The organism is Erythrobacter sp. S249 (assembly GCF_057364975.1).
Genome location: NZ_CP200287.1, coordinates 1,534,004 through 1,550,956, shown reverse-complemented (window position 1 = coordinate 1,550,956; position 16,953 = coordinate 1,534,004). Strand labels below are relative to the sequence as shown.

General features: G+C 57.7%; 16 protein-coding genes. 12 read left to right on the top strand and 4 right to left on the bottom strand.

Annotated features, from left to right (window positions below; translation table 11 throughout):
• Positions 1-5: 5 nt before the first annotated feature.
• The 3 genes from AC0V6V_RS07275 to AC0V6V_RS07265 all read right to left on the bottom strand — a co-directional run bounded on the left by AC0V6V_RS07275 (position 6) and on the right by AC0V6V_RS07265 (position 3,698).
• Positions 6-797 (bottom strand): ankyrin repeat domain-containing protein, encoded by a 792-nt coding sequence (locus tag AC0V6V_RS07275; RefSeq protein ID WP_486164757.1) that lies wholly within the window; start codon positions 795-797, stop codon positions 6-8.
• A gap of 171 nt (positions 798-968) precedes the next feature.
• Positions 969-1,934: a Tle-like phospholipase domain-containing protein gene (locus AC0V6V_RS07270; protein ID WP_486164756.1), complete on the bottom strand. Its 966-nt coding sequence runs from the start codon at positions 1,932-1,934 to the stop codon at positions 969-971.
• A gap of 123 nt (positions 1,935-2,057) precedes the next feature.
• Positions 2,058-3,698, bottom strand: coding sequence for a pentapeptide repeat-containing protein (locus AC0V6V_RS07265; protein WP_486164755.1), 1,641 nt, complete (start codon positions 3,696-3,698; stop codon positions 2,058-2,060).
• A gap of 268 nt (positions 3,699-3,966) precedes the next feature.
• Between AC0V6V_RS07265 and AC0V6V_RS07260 the strand changes: the two genes are divergently transcribed.
• From AC0V6V_RS07260 to AC0V6V_RS07245, 4 genes are all read left to right on the top strand, one after another.
• Positions 3,967-4,599, top strand: coding sequence for a hypothetical protein (locus AC0V6V_RS07260; protein ID WP_486164754.1), 633 nt, complete (start codon positions 3,967-3,969; stop codon positions 4,597-4,599).
• 86 nt (positions 4,600-4,685) lie between these two features.
• Positions 4,686-5,591 (top strand): DUF6683 family protein, encoded by a 906-nt coding sequence (locus AC0V6V_RS07255; RefSeq protein ID WP_486164753.1) that lies wholly within the window; start codon positions 4,686-4,688, stop codon positions 5,589-5,591.
• A gap of 131 nt (positions 5,592-5,722) precedes the next feature.
• Entirely contained in the window at positions 5,723-6,643 is a 921-nt protein-coding gene (locus tag AC0V6V_RS07250) for a DUF6683 family protein (RefSeq protein WP_486164752.1), read from the top strand.
• A gap of 354 nt (positions 6,644-6,997) precedes the next feature.
• A complete protein-coding gene (locus AC0V6V_RS07245; RefSeq protein ID WP_486164751.1) occupies positions 6,998-7,495 on the top strand; it encodes a DUF6683 family protein in 498 nt (165 codons plus the stop codon).
• Positions 7,496-8,114: 619 nt separating this feature from the next.
• Here AC0V6V_RS07245 and AC0V6V_RS07240 read toward each other — a convergent pair.
• Complete coding sequence (locus AC0V6V_RS07240) at positions 8,115-8,555, bottom strand: MerR family transcriptional regulator (RefSeq protein WP_034960321.1); 441 nt, start codon at positions 8,553-8,555, stop codon at positions 8,115-8,117.
• Between the two features lie 82 nt (positions 8,556-8,637).
• Between AC0V6V_RS07240 and AC0V6V_RS07235 the strand changes: the two genes are divergently transcribed.
• The 8 genes from AC0V6V_RS07235 (at position 8,638) to AC0V6V_RS07200 (ending at position 16,886) form a co-directional block, all read left to right on the top strand.
• Complete coding sequence (locus tag AC0V6V_RS07235) at positions 8,638-9,129, top strand: methyltransferase family protein (protein WP_486164750.1); 492 nt, start codon at positions 8,638-8,640, stop codon at positions 9,127-9,129.
• Positions 9,130-9,140: 11 nt separating this feature from the next.
• Positions 9,141-9,713, top strand: coding sequence for a methyltransferase family protein (locus AC0V6V_RS07230; RefSeq protein WP_034960320.1), 573 nt, complete (start codon positions 9,141-9,143; stop codon positions 9,711-9,713).
• On the top strand, positions 9,713-10,120 hold the full coding sequence (locus AC0V6V_RS07225; RefSeq protein WP_034960319.1) for a DUF4345 family protein: 408 nt from the start codon (positions 9,713-9,715) through the stop codon (positions 10,118-10,120). Before AC0V6V_RS07230 ends, AC0V6V_RS07225 begins: the two co-directional genes overlap by 1 nt.
• Complete coding sequence (locus AC0V6V_RS07220) at positions 10,117-10,542, top strand: hypothetical protein (RefSeq protein WP_034960317.1); 426 nt, start codon at positions 10,117-10,119, stop codon at positions 10,540-10,542. Before AC0V6V_RS07225 ends, AC0V6V_RS07220 begins: the two co-directional genes overlap by 4 nt.
• Before the next feature lie 63 nt (positions 10,543-10,605).
• Positions 10,606-11,844, top strand: a complete 1,239-nt coding sequence (locus AC0V6V_RS07215) for a TolC family protein (RefSeq protein WP_034960316.1) — start codon at positions 10,606-10,608, stop codon at positions 11,842-11,844.
• An 11-nt stretch (positions 11,845-11,855) separates the two neighbouring features.
• Positions 11,856-13,019, top strand: coding sequence for an efflux RND transporter periplasmic adaptor subunit (locus AC0V6V_RS07210; protein ID WP_486164749.1), 1,164 nt, complete (start codon positions 11,856-11,858; stop codon positions 13,017-13,019).
• A 46-nt stretch (positions 13,020-13,065) separates the two neighbouring features.
• A complete protein-coding gene (locus AC0V6V_RS07205) occupies positions 13,066-16,272 on the top strand; it encodes an efflux RND transporter permease subunit (RefSeq protein ID WP_486166060.1) in 3,207 nt (1,068 codons plus the stop codon).
• A complete protein-coding gene (locus AC0V6V_RS07200; protein ID WP_034960314.1) occupies positions 16,269-16,886 on the top strand; it encodes a cation efflux transmembrane domain-containing protein in 618 nt (205 codons plus the stop codon). Before AC0V6V_RS07205 ends, AC0V6V_RS07200 begins: the two co-directional genes overlap by 4 nt.
• The last annotated feature ends 67 nt before the right edge of the window (positions 16,887-16,953 follow it).

The following is a 16,953-nucleotide window of genomic DNA, read 5'->3' as shown; positions in this document are numbered from 1 at the left end:
CCTCCCTACTTTTGCGCACGGTCAGCAAGCTGCATGGAAGACATCGCCTGCTCAGTTGCGACAAATCCAGCTTCTTTCATTGCGGCATTGGGCCAATCGCCGTGGAGGAACCCTTTGATGACCTCAGCTGGGGCGGGTGGCGGCCAAATCGGGCTACGAGCTTGCACCATTTCGAGCAATTTTAGCCGGTGCGGCTCGTGGCTGCTTTGCTCGGCTGGCTTGGTCAGCATGGCCGCTGGCAGAGCGCCCTTATTGCCGACCTGCCAAGGGTTTGCGCCCGCCTTCAGCAAAATTTCCGCTGATCGAAAATCCTGGAACATCAAGGCCAGCTCAAGAGGACTCGCGCCCAGCTCATCGGGGCGGTTTGCGTCTGCTCCGGCGCGAAGCAGTAGATCAACCGCATCGGTCCGCTCAAAATAAAGGATTTCCTTTAGCGGTGTTGATCGGCCCGGCGTCTGGGCATCGGGCGAGGCACCCGCTTGCAGCAGCATTGTCGCCATCAATGGATCATCAGCAAGCAGCGCATAAGTGAGTGCCAGGCCCGCCGGAACGCCATCGGGATCGGCCCCAAGCTCTAGCAAAGCGCCAAGCATACGGGGATCGCAATTGGCAATCGCAAAGCTGAGCAGGCCGCCGCTATTGCCGCTGGCCGCGCGTTCATTTTCGCGCAGCACCCGGTGGGTGGAAAGCAGCCGCGGATTGGCGCGCACCATTTCTTCCACGCGGCCAATATCACTGTCCATCACGGCATCGAACAGCTGCCGTCCCTCTTCCCCATTGCTGAGGTGGGCGCGCACTTTTTGACGATCAGGAAGCTTAGGCTGCGACCGTGTGTAACAGGATGAGGTTTCGCTCAATGCAGAGCAGCTCCCAGAAAGACCAGCGAGGGCCAGAATAGCAGGTGATAAGGCTAGCGCATAGCGCATCGTAGATACCAGGCTATAGGCAACCTAAGGTCGCGCGCCAAGTCAGCCTCCCGGCAGACTGGCATTCACATAGCTCATGAAGTGGCGGTTCACTGCGTGGTCTTGATACCACTTCATGCCTTCAGGGCGGACTGGATCGAGTTCAATGCGCGTGCCGATCGCCTCTGGCATGTCGACAACGTCAGCGCCCAGCGCGCCGCCCAGGATTGCCCCAATCATGCGGTCACCGCCATCCTGCAGGGTCGATAGGATCTCACCGCGCACGTAAAAGGCGCTGATGTCTGGGACATCCAAGCGTCCGTCGGCTGCCGCTATGCTGCGCGCCTGAGTCAGAGTGGGTTCCGAAAGACCAGCGGCGTTGAACGTGGTCGCATCGAGCTCTGCTGCGGTTGCCGCTGCCGAGGCGAGTCCGCCGCCGAGCGAATGGCCAGTGAGGGTCACTCTTGCGCCCTCAGGCACGGTCAGCCGCTCGCCAATTTCCAAGGCGCGGTTGTAGTAATCGGTCCGCAGGCCCAGTCCTTGGCCAAAATTACCGCGCCAATCGGCGGCGCTCTGTGTGCCTCTAAAGGCGACCACATAGCTCGTCTGTCCGGCGATTTCGCGGGTGTATACCTCCGCCTGGAAGTCGGTCGTGGGTGAGGAGAGCATCGACTCGCTTAGCCCAATCTCAGCAAGCTGCGCGCCGGAAGCTAAATCCCAGCCAGCGGGCGGCGCTGCACCTGGGGTGTAGACGTCGGTTGCCATAGCGGCGAGTTCACGGGTGGTTGGCGGCGGCGGAGCGCCCGTCGCGATTGTGTCTGCTGGTCCGGCCTGCCCCACCGCAATCTGATCCGGTACGGACTGAGTGCGGTTAAATTGCACCGCATTGCTTGGCCCGCCGATTGTTATTGTATTGCGGGCGGCCTCAATTCGCGCGTCGCTGGCGGCTGCTAGCGGGGAGGTTTGGACGCCAACGCCAATCTCGCTGCGTCTGTCCGCAGCAAAATCATTTACGCGATTGGTTTCCATTGCTCGCTCCGTCTCGCCTTCTAGCGTTCCTGCATATCTTACAGCTAATGCCAAATATGGCGGCGAGCGTCTCTATACGTTTCGTATAGGCGGCGCAGGGGAACGGCGTGCGTGAGTTCTTGCTTAGAACCGTTCCCACATGGACTCGAGCAGATTGTCGTTCAAATCGAGCGCCTCGAGTCGCGGGAAGTCGCCGCTCGCTGAGCAGCCCTCGATCCTGGCCGCGCCCTCTTCGCGCACTTCGGTGCTTTGTCCGGCGAAGCTAAGCAGCGGTTCCTGCATAATCGGTGCAGCCCTGCGGCGGCGCGATTTGCGGGCGAAGTTTAAGGTGCCATCCGCATCGTCATAGGCCAGTCCATCGACTTCGAAATAGCAACCGCCAACGGCCACGCCCTTCGCGCTAGCCCAACCAGACCCGTCCGTTTTCACAATCACAGCTGCGACCGCAGAATCGAGCAGGATCGGCAAGATCCGGCCATAAAGGCCTGGCTGACCCTCAGCGGTTGGATAGGCCGCCTCGCTCGAAACAAACAACCGATAGCCGGAGCCAGACACCCAAGAGGGCGCGCCAGTGCTGGAGCGCAGATCAGCCTGCCGCGCCTCGTAAGCGGCGATGACACAGCTGACCTGCTGATCTTCTGTTTCGAGATTGATGCAGCCGTCTCGGCCCGACGCCCAGGCCGCCCGGCGCGATGCATAGCCTTTCTGAGAGGTGCTCTGGCGCTCAAGCTGCATTACCGAGGCGAGCAGTGCGCGCGTGCTGCTGCCCGGAACGTCGCATGCCAATTGCAGGGCGGGAACAAGCCGAGCATTGCCGCATGGATCAGTCTGGTTCGCATCTTCGCTGGAGCCTTTGACCAATTGATCGACTTCACCAGGAAATAGCATGATTGCCCGGCGCGGCGAGCGCAGGACTACCGGGCCAACCAGACGCGCGCCTTTCAAGCTTGGAAGATGATCCAGTGCCAGCTCTGTCTGATCGATTTGCGCGCCGCTAAGATCGATGTCCGGCCAAAAGAAGCCGTAGAAACTGGCTCGGCGTAGATTTGCGTTCTTGAGTGATATGCCCTCTCGCTCGGTCGGACAGCCATCGGCCGCGCCGCTGCCGCAAGCGATACGGAAATTGGTGAGGTTTGCACCTGATAGGTCGAGATTGCGCATCGACCCGGTCCAGCCGCCATCAAGACGCCCATTTTGCCAATCGGCCTGCCGCGCATCGACTTGAGCCAGCTTGGCATCGCGCATTAAGACATAAGGCAGCTTTGCCCCGGCCATCTTGGCGCCTGATAGGTCTACATTCACAAAGCCGAGGCCCGATCCGGCAAAGCCAGTCCAATCTGTCTGACTGAAATCCGTGCCGAAGAAGCACATGTTATACAGCCGCGCCTTTCGCATCTTGGCGCCGACGAACGAGCCGCCCTTAATGTAAATTGTGCCTGCGCGCGTTCTCTTGCGAATTCTGGTGAGGTCCCTGACCCGCTTCATTCCAGTCGCGTCAATCGCGAAGCCTGGCTCGTTGGTGCCAATTGGCGGCGCATTGGCAAGGCAGGAATCCTCCGGCACATCGACTTGCTCAAACAGATTGTCGCCAAGGCGCTTGCCAGTGACAATGATCGCGCCGGTGTCGCGCGCAAAATCATCGCCAAGAATGCTCTCTTCTACCTCGGCTTCGGAAGATTGGGCCAGCGCGGCGCTCATACCAAAAGGCCCCGAGAGGCTGATTGCAAAGGTCAGCCCAGTGATCGCGCTTAGCAGCTTGCCCATATTTCCCCCTGAATTGACGATTTTGCCTGAATTATCATTCGACTAGTCAAACGTGATTGGCCGATATCTGACGATGAATGACAAGCACATGGCGACCAGCTGTTACGTAGCTGCGTCAGACGCTCGTGAATCAGGTAATTGGTGCCGCCTATGCGTTTTGCAGAGGCGATCTATGCATTCTGCCGATACTGCGACTCGCCGGGACCCGTCACAAAGATCCCAAGGCGAGTGGAAGCCCGCCGGGACATTCTTCAAAAGGAGTATTGTGATGTTTGGTATTGGTGGTCTCGTCCGTTCTGTCATTAACCCTATCAACTTGGCGCAGCTCGCAATGGGCCCGGCAGGTTGGGCTTCGCTCGCGATGCGCACGATTGGCGCTCAAGTCGGAATGAATATCATTCAGCAGCTTGGTGACCGGCTTGGCATTGCGCAGCCGTTCATTGACTTGGCCCAAGCAAGCTTCGCTTCGAATATTGGCATGCCTGGTCTGCAAATGCAGAACATGCGTGAAGCAGCGGGCGGCTTTGCGGAAATGGTGAACTTGTCGCCTCGTCAGACCGCTGACTTCCAGCGTGCCGTTGAAAGCGACTCGCTCGCTATCTTCGACCGTCTCAACGAAGCGGTCACCGAAGGTCGTCGCCGTGCAGAGCGCGAAGGTGCTGAGGGTGGCCGCAGCTGGCTGCAGGTGATTGCGGACTCAATGTCTTCTGCGCTTGATGCGAAAATCAGCGATATTGAGTCGCTGGCTCAGTCTCTCGACGATCAGGGCGATGATCGCTCGATTGCAGACACCAACACACTGACCGTCAAGACTCAGGAATTCTCCTATCTGATGAATGCGACTAGCACCGCAATCAAGACGATTGGCGAAGGTCTGACAGCGATGGCACGTAAACAATAAGCTGAACTGATCTAAATTACGGGGTGGGAGGTGCTTGTTCATTCTCCCACCCTGTTGTATTTTGAGCACTGATAAGGAGATTAAGGATGAGATCTTTTCTGGCGTTCTCTGCACTGTTGTCCGTGTCGTTGCTTGTTTCTGCTCCGGCTTCCTCTCAAATGATGATGCCTGGTATTGATTTGATGTCTTCGGTCACGACGGAGACTGCTCTCCGGCAAAAATTTGGCAAACGCATAACCTCCCAGCTTACCGCGCCGCGCCCCGCATCTGCCTTGGGTTCTCAAGAAAGTTCGAACCTTCCCGAGACCCACTTCACTTATCGTTATGACCGCGCGCAGACCCAGAAAAACCTGCGCAATTTTGTGGAACGTACACCGGTGGAGGCAGGCCGAGCTGACCTAGAGCAGCTAATTAAGGCGCAGCCGAACATCATGAGCGAGCTGCGCACCGCAATTCGCGGCTACGGCCTCGACTCGCATAATGTTGCTGACGCTTACACGCTTTGGTGGATCAATGTTTGGTCGACGTCACAGAAGACTGATAAAGAGCCGAGCGCTTCCGTGGTTAGGGCTGTGAAGCAGCAGGTTCGCAACGCATTCGCTGCAACTCCCGATTTTAACTCCGCGACGGATGTCCAGCGTCAGGAATACGCCGAAGCGCTGATGCTCCAAGCGATGCTCTTGTCTGCTGCCTTTGACCAATCGCAAGGTGATCAGACTAAGCTTCAACTACTGGCGGACGCAGCGCGCAAGGGCGCTAAGGCTAGCGGCCTGGATCTATCGTTGATGACGCTAACGGCGAATGGGTTTGTCCCTCGGACAGGTGCAGATGCAAGTGAGGCGGTGGATGGCGAGGCGGCTCATGCACTGGCCAAGGATAGTTCATCAGAGCAGGGCGATGATGACGATTCCTCGATGGGAATCGCCCTTGCTGCGGGCGCCGGACTCGGCCTCGTTTTGCTCGCTGGCGGAGCAATTTTGCGCAAAGGTTGAAATGCCAAACGGCGTTGCCGAAAGGTGGTCTGTTGTGGCCGCCCTTTACTGTCGAGAAGGCCAGTGCGAGAAATTATGCAGAACTTGGTGGTGCTCATTTGAAACTGCTTAGGTACTAAGAGAGCAACTCTATGTCTTTAATTCGCCAGCTTGCTACCGCAGCGTTTGCGACTTTTCTTGCTGCAGGTGCGACTGTGCCTGCCTCTGCGCAGGATTTCTCGCTGCCGCCTCTCGTCAATAACGTTGGCATGGGTAATATTGCCATTGGTGCTGCAGCGCAGGGCCATGTCCGAAAGTCGCAAAACACGCGATCCTCGCTAATTGCTCCGCGACAGCAAGGGGCATTGAACGCGGCTCCTCGTGCAAGTGATTTCTCTTTTCGCAGAGACCGCACTCGAACTCAGCAGAACTTGCGCAATTTTATCGCTCGAACTCCAGATCCGGCAGCGCGTGAAAACCTCGAACAGATGTTTGCGACACAGCCAAACATTATTGATGATATCCGGGCAGGCATTCGCCCGTATGGCCTTGATTCGCACAATACCGCTGATGCTTATGCGATGTGGTGGATCAATGCTTGGCTGGCTTCCGAAAAGCGCAATGTTGATACGGATCGAGGCACCGTTGCGATGGTCAAGCAGCAGGTTCGGTCAGCTTTTGCTGCGACCCCAGATTTTGCAACTACAGATGACGCTCAGCGTCAAGAATATGCCGAGGCGTTGTTGATCCAAGGCCTGATCCTTGCGGCGGCTCTCGATCAGTTTGAGGGCAATCCTGAAATGCTTGAACAGCTTTCTCAAGCTGCCCGACAAGGCGCAAAAGCGAGTGGCCTCGACCTATCGCTTATGACACTCACAGCGAATGGGTTTGTCCCTCGGACAGGCGCGGATGCAAGCGAGGCGGTGGATGGCGAGGCGGCTCATGCATTGGCCAAGGATAGTTCTTCAGAGCAGGACGATGACGACGATTCCTCGATGGGAATTGCCCTTGCTGCAGGCGCCGGACTCGGCCTCGTTTTGCTCGCTGGCGGAGCAATTTTGCGCAAAAGCTGAACTTTCGAACGATCTTATCAAAGGGTGGTCGGTTGCGGCCACCCATTGCTATTTTTGGCGTAGATAAGGATATTAGGGATGAGATCTTTTTTAGCGTTCTCAGCATTGTTCTACGCATCGCTGTTTGTTTCTGCACCAGCTTCGGCCCAAATGAATATGCCCGGTATTGACTTGATGTCTTCGGTAACAACGGAGACGGCTCTCCGGCAGAAACTTGGCAAGCGCATAATCTCCCAACTAGGAGCACCGCGCCCAAAGAACGGGCTAACCGTTCAGAGCAGCTCTAGCCTTCCCGAGACCCGCTTCACTTATCGTTATGACAGCGCGCAGACCCAGAAAAACCTGCGCAATTTTGTGGAACGTACACCGGTAGAGGCAGGCCGAGCTGACCTAGAGCAGCTAATTAAGGCGCAGCCGAACATCATGAGCGAGCTGCGCACCGCAATTCGCGGCTATGGCCTCGACTCGCATAATGTTGCTGACGCTTACACCCTGTGGTGGATCAATGTTTGGTCGACGTCGCAGAAGACCGATCAAGAGCCGAGCGCTTCCGTGGTTAGGGCTGTGAAGCAGCAGGTTCGCAACGCATTCGCTGCAACTCCCGATTTTAACTCGGCGACCGATGTCCAGCGCCAGGAATATGCCGAGGCGCTGATGCTCCAAGCGATGCTCTTGTCTGCCGCATTTGACCAATCGCAAGGTGATCCGACTAAGCTTCAACTGCTTGCGGACGCAGCGCGCAAGGGCGCTAAGGCTAGCGGCCTGGATCTATCGTTGATGACGCTAACGGCGAATGGGTTTGTCCCTAGGACAGGGGCAGATGCAAGCGAGGCGGTGGATGGCGAGTATTGACGCCAATTCTTTTGACTCAGTTCTCCGAGTTCGTATGACTCCAGAATGTCGTTTTGGTTGACTCGGTTCCGGAGGCAGGTTCAGCGTGGAGCTTTTCAATCTAGCGCAGCGCTGAACCTGCCCTAGCGGATGATAACGGTGTGCCGCCCGGACCCATCGCTCTGCGATGGGCCTTTAGTTTCGCCTTCCACCAATTGCCTATCTTGCCGAAACGGATGTCGAGGGTCGGGGCCGGAACGTGGCCGTCCTCATTGCTGACTGGCGCGCGGCCCTCAAGCACGCTAGCGAGATCAGTCAGGCCTTCCTCGAAGGCAAAAGGGACGCAACCGTAGCAGCGGTGCGTCCCTTGGTGATTACTATAGCAATCTCAAATGCCTGCGTAGGTTAGTGCGAAGGCCCGCAATTTGCAATGAAATCCTCAGCAAGTTGGCAGTTCCGGCCAATGTCCGTTCTATGAGCAGTTAAACTAGGGCACTTCGGCCGGGCGGTCAGTCCACTCTTCAGCTAACCTGTGCTCAAAGCCGACAGTCTGTTGCCGACCCATTCGGGGACATTGGCTGGGAGCGATACTGGATGGCAGAAATCTCGCACATTCAGGTGCGAGAACCGCTCTCTTAACTCACAGCGGTTTAAGGCGCTCGTGCTTATCAGTCTCGCATTCAGAGTGGTCATTGATCGCCGCCATAACCTGGCATCCGCCGACTTTACCGCCCCTGCAATTTTCGATCATGCGTTTCAGCTCGCGTTCCAGAGCCTCTAGCTGTGCCAGCCGCTTTTGAACTTCGGCAAGTTGCTTCTGAGCGATTGTGTCAACTGCCGAGCAGTCTTGGTCTGGTTCAGTCTGCAATCCAATCAAGTCTTTGATTGCGTCCATCGAAAAGCCGAGTTCGCGGGCATGCCTCACAAATGAGAGGCGTTCCACATCGACGCTGCCATAGAGCCTTTGCCCACTTGCGCTGCGGTCTGGCGTGCCCATCAAGCCGATACTTTCGTAATATCGAATGGTGGTCACCTTGACCTTTGCCGCACTTGAAAGACGGCCAATTGTCATTGGTTTCATATGAGTGTGCTTTTCCCACTTGCCCCTACAGTCGCTGTAGACTGTATCACTTGACTCGAATCACAATCAAGCGAGTCGAAAAATGCCTCAAACCCAGATTTCAGAGCGATCCAAGAAACAGAAAAAGCTGTATTTCCCGCCCCTGATGCAGTTCGCGTTCTATGGCCTTGCTGGCTATATTCTGGCGACAAACCTGCCCGCGCTTGCTTACGGATCAGTGCCTCTCTTTTGGCTATCGGTTCCCGTCATTGCGGTTGGAGCGCTGGTGCTTTTCTTGGCGGTTCGATCGTTTGGGAAAGCGAACACAACGGTAAATCCGATTACGCCTGAGCAAGCCGAGCAACTCGTTACAACAGGCCTCTATCGCTTTACCCGAAACCCCATGTATTTGGGTATGCTACTCGTGCTCGTGGGTGGAGCCTTGGCCCTCCAAAACCTCGCAGCATTCAGCGGACCAATTCTCTACGCCCTCTCTATCACGCTCCTCCAGATCATCCCTGAAGAGCGAGTTCTGGAGCAGAATTTCGGAAGCGCATTTACAGCCTACCGCAAACAGACGCGGCGCTGGTTGTAGGAGTGCTGCACATGATTGACCTGCCTTCATGGGTCTCTTGGAGTTTGTTCGGATTAGCGGCCAGTTCGATTTGCGCGATAATCGGGCTTTCCATTTTCGCGGTTTTGAGCGGAAAGTTTCAGTTCTTCCCTCCCCCTTCAGGAAACAGTTGGCAGCACCGCACCTTCATGGCGCTGTTTCGCCTGTTCCTTTACCCATTGCTGGCGCTTTCCCTTCTCGACTTTGCATCTGTGGCTCCCGCTTATGCTGTGCTCCAATATACTTTGGGCCTAGTGCTGTTGGTTGTCGGCTTTGCACTCGCATTCTGGATCACGTTCCAGATGGGCTGGCGCAATGCATTTGGCGAAAAGCACGGCCTGAAAACACAAGGTTGGTTCAGGATAAGCAGGAACCCTGTTTACGTCGCAACATGGGTCGGCATGATTGGTTGGGGCCTGCTCGCCAACACGTTGCTTGTCTGGATATTATTGGCGCTCTGGGCGACCATGTATTTGCTTGCCCCTGTATTCGAGGAACCATGGTTGGAGCAGCAATACGGTCAGGACTATCTGGACTACAAACGCCAAACCAGGCGGTTTCTGTGATGAGCCATCTTCATCGAAACCTGGGCCGTGTTTACCCTTCTTTTGCGGGCTGCATTTTTCTCGCGCTCGGAATAGTAACTCTCATTCAGCCGGAAATCATGAGCTACTATGCGATTGGGCTCGACCAGCCATCTGCCCGGGTGGCTATGCGCGCCATGATCGGAGGCGGCGAGATAGGTATAGGCGTTGTGCTGATCCTTGGGGGGCGCATCAACCTCTCTTCGCGTCAGCTTAGTCTGACTGCTGCCGCAATTTTTATCTGCGTGGGATTAAGCAGAGTTGCGGCTGTTTTCATGGAGGGCGCTGATCTGCTTGCCGTCCAACCGCTGCGTGAAGCTCTTATCGAGATATTGCTTGGCGGCATAGGGCTATGGGCGGCGCGTGGATTGGAGCACGATCAACTATGAGCATTTTCAGCCATCCAAGTTCCATGATTGATATAAACTTGTACAAATCTTCACGTGTTTCTAAGATGTTCGCTGAAGTGACACGCAAGATTTTGCCTTTTCTCGCCGTATTAGCGATCCTTTTCAGCAGCGTGCTGTCCCTCCCGGACGTGCATGCCGGGGAAGGTGAAAGCTTCGCTCATGCGGCCGATCATATCTATGCGCATGGCGCGGACCATTTTGATACGAACGATGCAACACCAGACCATGATGGACATGACCATTCGGCCACGCACCACCACAATTGCAGTTTTAGTCTCGCTGACACCAGCATGCTCCTGCGATCACCTTTCTGGAGTTCGGATAACCTGAGGGGCCCGCTTGCCACGTCATCGCTCGCCTCCCGTGCTCCCCCAGTCCTGATACAGCCTCCCAAAGCCTGACCGACAATCATTTGCGAGCTCGCTTTCGAGCGCGCTCGATTGGTTTCAGTCAGGAGATAAGAAATGCGGTGCATTGCACTGGCCGCGGCCTTGATTGCCGTGTGTACGGGTTTGCCGATATCGGCACAGGAAACAATTACTCTCGATGAAGCGCTCGCCAGAGCGGGCGTTGACGGTCAAGAGGGTACAAGTTCGAACAGCAATCCGCGCGTCTACGGCCCGCAAGCGGAAGCAGAAGCCGCGCGTGCGGCTATCGACCAGGCGCGGCTTCGGCCTAACCCTTCGCTGTCGTTCGAGGTGGAAGACATTGCAGGTTCCGGTGCATTTTCCGGCCTGCGCTCTTCCGAATATACTCTGGCGATCGGCCAGCAGCTTGAACTCGGCGGCAAACGAAGGGCGCGCATCGCGAGCGCACAGGCATCGGCCGACTTCACCGGCTTGCAGAGCGACCTCGCCCTGTCGCAACTCGCGCTGGGCGTTCGTGAGCGATATGTCGAAGCTGTCGCCGCAGGCCAGCGCCTCGTCCTGGCGCTCGAAATCGTCGAACGGAACCGTGAGCTGGCCCGGATCGCCAATGTGCTTGTCGAGGTCGGGCGGGAGCCGCCGCTGCGTGCCATGCGCGCCCGTGCAGCGCTTGCAGAAGCGGAAGCTGAGCTGCAGGCTGCACAAGCTGCCGATCTAGCGGCACGTCAGGCGCTCGCGGCTCTTTGGGTGTCCGGCCGGCCCAACCCGGTTGTATCAAACGTCTTTCCTGATTTAGCGCCGCCGCTCGCTCCGCTGGGTTCCGAAGATCCCTTGCAGCTGCGCATTGCGGATGCGCGAACCAGCTTTGCTGAGGCCGAAATTGCGCGTGAACGCTCGCTCGGCGTTCCCGACCCCACGCTGTCGGCAGGCGTGCGCCGATTTCAGGAAAGCAACGATCAAGCCTTCATTGTCGGGATTTCCATTCCGCTGCCCTTCCGCAACCGTAACCAAGGCAACATCGCGGCCGCTGAAGCGCAATACCGCGCGGCAAGCGCGAGCGAGGCGATAGCCGAGGCGGACTACCGCGTGGAGTTCGAGCGGACGCGAACGCTGTATCTGGCCGCCGAAACGCGGGTGGAGACCCTTTCCAGCGCATCCCTGCCGCAGGCCGAGGAAGCACTCCGACTTGTCGAGATCGGATACCGCAATGGCCGGTTTCCGCTGATCGAAGTCCTAGCAGCTGCCGAAGCGCGCGACGCCATTCGTGAAAATCTGATTCAGGCAGAAGAGTCCCGCGGCCTGCTCGCGGCGCGGCTCATCTGGCTCACCGCACAGTGAGATCCCTTCCCATGAAACGTAACTATCTTATCGCAATAGTCGGCATCCTTGTTCTGGCGGCCGTATCTGCTTGGGCCTTCTGGCCGTCAGGGTCTGCCGAACACTCCGAAGAAGGACAGAGCGAAGAGGAAGGCGGAGCAAAAACCGAAGGTTCCGAAGGCGCTCTGCAAATTAGCGAAGAGCAAATCGCGGCTTCCTCCATCGAAATCGAAGCTGTTCAGTTTGGTGCTGTTACAGAGATCGTATTCCCCGCAACTGTCGCAGCCGCGCCCAACGCCAGCGCGCGAATTGATGCACGTGCCTCGGGGGTCGTGCGGAGCGTGAACAAGATGCTTGGCGATTATGTCAGGCAGGGGGAAGCGATCGCGCGGATCGAGAGCGCTGATGCTGCCGGACTGGCTGCGCAGGTCGCCGCCGCGCGTGCGCGGGTAAATGAACTTTCTGCACTCTATGACCGGGAAAAACGGCTGTTCGAGGCCAATGTGACGGCTCGGCAGGATCTCGAAGCTGCGCAGGCGAATCTGCAGGTGGCAAGGTCCGAACTTTCCCGCGCGCAAGCCGCATCCGCAGCTGCTGGTGTCAGCGGAGATGGACGGTCGCTCGCTGTGACGAGCCCGATTTCAGGGCAGATCACCAGCGCGCCGATCGTGCTGGGCTCCTACGTCTCAGCCGGTGAAGAGATGTTCCAGATCGTGAACGCGAGCGGCTTGCAAGTGCAGGTTGCTCTGCCCGCCAGCGATGCCGTGAGAATTAGGCCCGGCGACGAGGCAACGCTCGAATTCGGAGAGGAGCGGGAGATCGGCGGACGTGTGCGCTCGATAACCCCCGCGCTCGATCCGGAAAGCCGAAGCGCCACCGCTATTATTTCCCTTGCGAATGCAGTGCCCGGATTACAGCCAGGCGCATTCTTGCAGGCGCGTATTCGGCCTTCCGGAGAGACCGATGCGACTGCCATCTCGGTGCCTGAGGCAGCCGTTCAGATGGTCGAAGGGCGCGAAGTCGTGTTCGTTCGCACCCAGACTGGCTTTCGGGCGACGCCTGTCGTGACGGGATCGCGCTCGGGAGGGCGCATCGTGATTGTGTCAGGATTGCAGAATGGCCAGCGGATCGCGACCGAAAACGCCTTCCTGCTCAAAGCCGAACTCGGAAAAGAGGAAGCCGAACATGGACATTGATCGTTCTGAAAGCGGCTTCGAAAAAGAGCGCAACAACAATGGCGGCCTGATTGGCGGCGTCCTTGATTGGTCGGTGCGCAATCGCTGGGCGGTCGTGGCCCTTGCCCTAGGTGTAGCCATCTGGGGCGCCTTCAATATTGCGAAACTGCCGATCGATGCGGTGCCGGACATCACAAATGTTCAGGTGCAGATCAACACCGAAGCACCGGCGCTTTCACCCTCACAGATCGAAACGCAGGTAACCTTCCCTGTCGAGACGGGCCTCGCCGGGATCGAGGGACTGGAGATGACCCGCTCGATCTCGCGCAACGGCTTCAGTCAGGTTTCGGCGATTTTCGAAGAGGGCACCGACATCTACTTTGCGCGCTCGCAGGTTGAAGAACGGCTTGCCACGCTCGCCTCTTCGCTTCCTGCAGGCGCGGAGCCGTCGATGGGGCCAATTGCGACCGGCCTTGGCGAAGTCTTGATGTATACCATCGAATTCGAGCATCCGGGTGGAACGGATGCGCCAAAAGGCGGCGCCATTGGCTGGCAGAATGACGGCAGCTTTGTCACCGACCGGGGCGAGCGATTGGACACGGAGGTGGCGAGAGCCGCCTATCTGCGCACGGTGCAGGACTGGGTGTTTGCGCCGCTGATGCGATCAGCCGACGGTGTCGCAGGCGTCGACTCGATCGGCGGCTTTGAAAAGCAATATCTGGTGCAGCCCGACCCGGATCGTCTGGGCGGCTACGGTGTTTCACTCGACCAGTTGATTACTGCGCTCGAAGTGGCAAACCAGGCGGAAGGCGCGAACTTCGTCGAACGTGCCGGCGAAGCGCTCTTGGCCCGTGTCGATTCCCGGCTGAATTCGGTAGAAGACATCGAGCAGGCGGTGGTGACGACCCGCGAAGGCATGCCGATCCGCGTAGGCGATGTTGCCACAGTCGAGATTGGCGGTGACCTTCGCACAGGGGCTGCCTCGCTCAACGGCGATGAAGCGGTCGTCGGAACTGTCCTGATGCGAGCGGGCGAGAACAGCCGAACCGTTGCCGCTGGCGCAGCCGACAGGCTTGAGGAAGTTCGTGCATCGCTGCCTGCCGGAGTGGTGGCTGAGATTGTCTACAACCGATCCACTTTGGTCGATGCAACCATCGTGACGGTCCGCAACAACCTGGTCGAAGGCGCCTTGCTCGTTATCGTCGTGCTGTTCCTGCTACTTGGAAATATACGCGCTGCCATCATTGCCGCATTGGTCATTCCTCTCTCGATGCTGATGGCAGCCATCGGAATGAACCGGCTCGGCGTATCGGGCAATCTGATGAGCCTTGGCGCGCTCGATTTCGGCCTGATCGTCGATGGTGCTGTTATCATCGTCGAGAACAGTATCGCACGCCTTGCCCATAGGCAGGAGCTTGAAGGACGCCTGCTAACGCTGCGTGAACGCCTCGCAGAAACCCGCGCAGCAGCGCATGAGATGATCAAGCCGACCGTCTACGGTCAGGCGATCATCTTTCTGGTCTTTGCGCCTCTTCTCACCTTCACCGGTGTTGAGGGCAAAACCTTCACGCCCATGGCCATCACCGTCATGCTTGCTCTGGCTTCGGCTTTCATCCTGTCACTGACTTTTGTCCCTGCGATGATCGCTCTCTTGCTGAACAAAAAAATCAACGAGAAAGAAGTGAAGCCAATTCGCGTGGCAAAAGAACGCTATGGTCCACTGCTGCGCAAGGCCCTGGCCCGTCCATGGCCGGTCATCGGCACCGGTGTCGGCGTATTTGCACTTGCAGCGCTGGTCTTCAGCTTCATTGGCAGCGAATTTACGCCGCAACTCGACGAGCGTGATCTGGCAGTGCAGTCATTGCGCATCCCCTCTACTCCGCTCGAGCAGTCGCTCACAATGCAGCGCCAGGTCGAGACACGTCTCACACAGTTCCCGCAGGTTGAGCTAGTGTTCTCGCGCACCGGCACGGCCGAGGTCGCAACCGATCCGATGCCGCCGAACATTTCGGATGCCTATGTGATCCTCAAACCGCGAGAAGAATGGCCTGACCCCTCGCTGTCCAAGGATGCACTGGTAAGCGAGATGGAGGAGGCGCTGGGCGACCTTGTCGGCAATCTCTATGAGTTCAGCCAGCCCATCGAATTGCGCTTCAACGAGCTCATTGCAGGCGTTCGCGGCGATGTGGCGGTCAAGCTGTACGGAGATGATCTGACCGCCATGACTTCCGCTGCGAACGAAGTCGCCGCCGTGCTGAATGGCGTCGAAGGTGCAGCCGACGTAAAGGTTCAGCAGGTCTCTGGCTTCCCGACACTCGATATCGCCTTCGATCGGCCAACGATCGCGCGCTACGGGCTAAGCGTCGAGGATGTGACCCAGTCCGTTGCCATCGCGCTTGGCGGTCGCAACGCCGGCCTGGTGTTCGAAGGCGACCGCCGGTTCGATGTGGTCGTCAGATTGTCAGATGCCAATCGCAACGATTTTGACCAGCTCGGCACCTTGCCGATTGTCCTCCCGAATGGCGGGAGTATTCCGCTTAGAGCCGTGGCCCAATTCGAGGTCATCGATGGGCTGGCCGAGGTCCGCCGCGAACAGGGACGAAGACTGGTCATCGTATCCGCCAATGTGCGGGAGCGTGATCTTGGCTCATTTGTCGAGCAGGCCCAGTCCGAAGTGGCCGCAAACGTCGATCTGCCATCCGCGTCGTTTATCGAATGGGGCGGGCAGTATCAGAACCTGCAGCAAGCGCAGCAACGTCTACTGATCGTGGTTCCGCTCGCCTTCGCGGTCATCCTGCTGCTGCTCTACATGGCGGTCGGCGGATGGGTCTCGGCGTTAGCGGTGTTCAGCGCGATTCCGATGGCACTGGCTGGAGGGGTCTTCTTCCTGGCCCTCAGGGGCATGCCATTCTCGATCTCGGCAGCCGTGGGATTCATTGCTCTATCTGGCGTGGCCACTTTGAATGGTCTCGTCATGATAACCGCGATCAAGCAGCGGCTCGAAAAGGGTTTGGAGCTTGGTGAAGCGATAGTCGAAGGCGCAATTGCACGCCTGCGCCCGGTTTTGATGACGGCGCTCGTCGCCTCGCTCGGCTTCGTTCCGATGGCGCTTGCGACAGGAACCGGGGCCGAGGTGCAGCGCCCGCTCGCCACGGTTGTGATCGGCGGACTGATAACGGCAACAGCGCTCACACTGTTCGTGCTGCCTGCCATTGTGAGCCTGATTTTCGCGGAGAAATCCGAGCAGGCAAAGGGTCACGGAGAAATGCCATGAGCGGCGATCATAAATTCGAGCTTGATAGTGCTGAAAAGCGGCGAACTCTGTGGATTGTCCTGTGGCTCAACGTCGCGTTGGCTGTCGGTTTCTTGTTCGTCGGATATTTTGCCGATTCTAACGCGCTTCTCGCCAATGGTCTCGACAATGCATCTGATGCTCTTGTCTATATCCTGAGCCTTTTCGCACTTAGCCGTTCTCGAGTGTGGAAGCGCAACGCGGCTCGCCTTTCAGGTGGCTTGCTCCTGTTGTTTGCCGCTGGCGTTATTGCCGATGCAATACGTCGCTTTCTGGAGGGGTCCGACCCTGGCGGCATCGAAATGATGGCTATGGCTGCGATCGCAGCCGTAGTGAACCTCATCTGCCTCCGCCTGCTTCAAAACCTCCAGCAGAAGGACGTCAGTCTGCGTGCCGCAACGACTTTTAGCTTCAACGATTTTGTAGCAAATGGCGGGATTATTGTCGCAGGGCTGGTCGTCACGCTTACTGGCGCGAATTGGCCAGATCTATTGGTCGGCATCGCTGTTGCCGGGATCGCGATCTATGGCGGGATCGATATCCTGCGCGATACGCACAAGGATAAGCATGAGGAAGCCGGCACGACCCACAGTTAGGGCAAGAGCAAATAGGAAGTGTGCCCTTGCTTCGGGGATTGATGCTGGCTCTCGCCTCGAGGTTTCT

Bases quoted from the DNA above. Each gene is read 5' to 3' on its own strand.
- AC0V6V_RS07265 (WP_486164755.1), bottom strand. From the start codon at position 3,698: ATGGGCAAGCTGCTAAGCGCGATCACTGGGCTGACCTTTGCAATCAGC.
- AC0V6V_RS07235 (WP_486164750.1), top strand. From the start codon at position 8,638: ATGCCTCAAACCCAGATTTCAGAGCGATCCAAGAAACAGAAAAAGCTG.
- AC0V6V_RS07210 (WP_486164749.1), top strand. From the start codon at position 11,856: ATGAAACGTAACTATCTTATCGCAATAGTCGGCATCCTTGTTCTGGCG.
- AC0V6V_RS07255 (WP_486164753.1), top strand. From the start codon at position 4,686: ATGAGATCTTTTCTGGCGTTCTCTGCACTGTTGTCCGTGTCGTTGCTT.
- AC0V6V_RS07270 (WP_486164756.1), bottom strand. From the start codon at position 1,934: ATGGAAACCAATCGCGTAAATGATTTTGCTGCGGACAGACGCAGCGAG.
- AC0V6V_RS07200 (WP_034960314.1), top strand. From the start codon at position 16,269: ATGAGCGGCGATCATAAATTCGAGCTTGATAGTGCTGAAAAGCGGCGA.
- AC0V6V_RS07225 (WP_034960319.1), top strand. From the start codon at position 9,713: ATGAGCCATCTTCATCGAAACCTGGGCCGTGTTTACCCTTCTTTTGCG.
- AC0V6V_RS07215 (WP_034960316.1), top strand. From the start codon at position 10,606: ATGCGGTGCATTGCACTGGCCGCGGCCTTGATTGCCGTGTGTACGGGT.
- AC0V6V_RS07230 (WP_034960320.1), top strand. From the start codon at position 9,141: ATGATTGACCTGCCTTCATGGGTCTCTTGGAGTTTGTTCGGATTAGCG.
- AC0V6V_RS07240 (WP_034960321.1), bottom strand. From the start codon at position 8,555: ATGAAACCAATGACAATTGGCCGTCTTTCAAGTGCGGCAAAGGTCAAG.
- AC0V6V_RS07220 (WP_034960317.1), top strand. From the start codon at position 10,117: ATGAGCATTTTCAGCCATCCAAGTTCCATGATTGATATAAACTTGTAC.
- AC0V6V_RS07260 (WP_486164754.1), top strand. From the start codon at position 3,967: ATGTTTGGTATTGGTGGTCTCGTCCGTTCTGTCATTAACCCTATCAAC.
- AC0V6V_RS07250 (WP_486164752.1), top strand. From the start codon at position 5,723: ATGTCTTTAATTCGCCAGCTTGCTACCGCAGCGTTTGCGACTTTTCTT.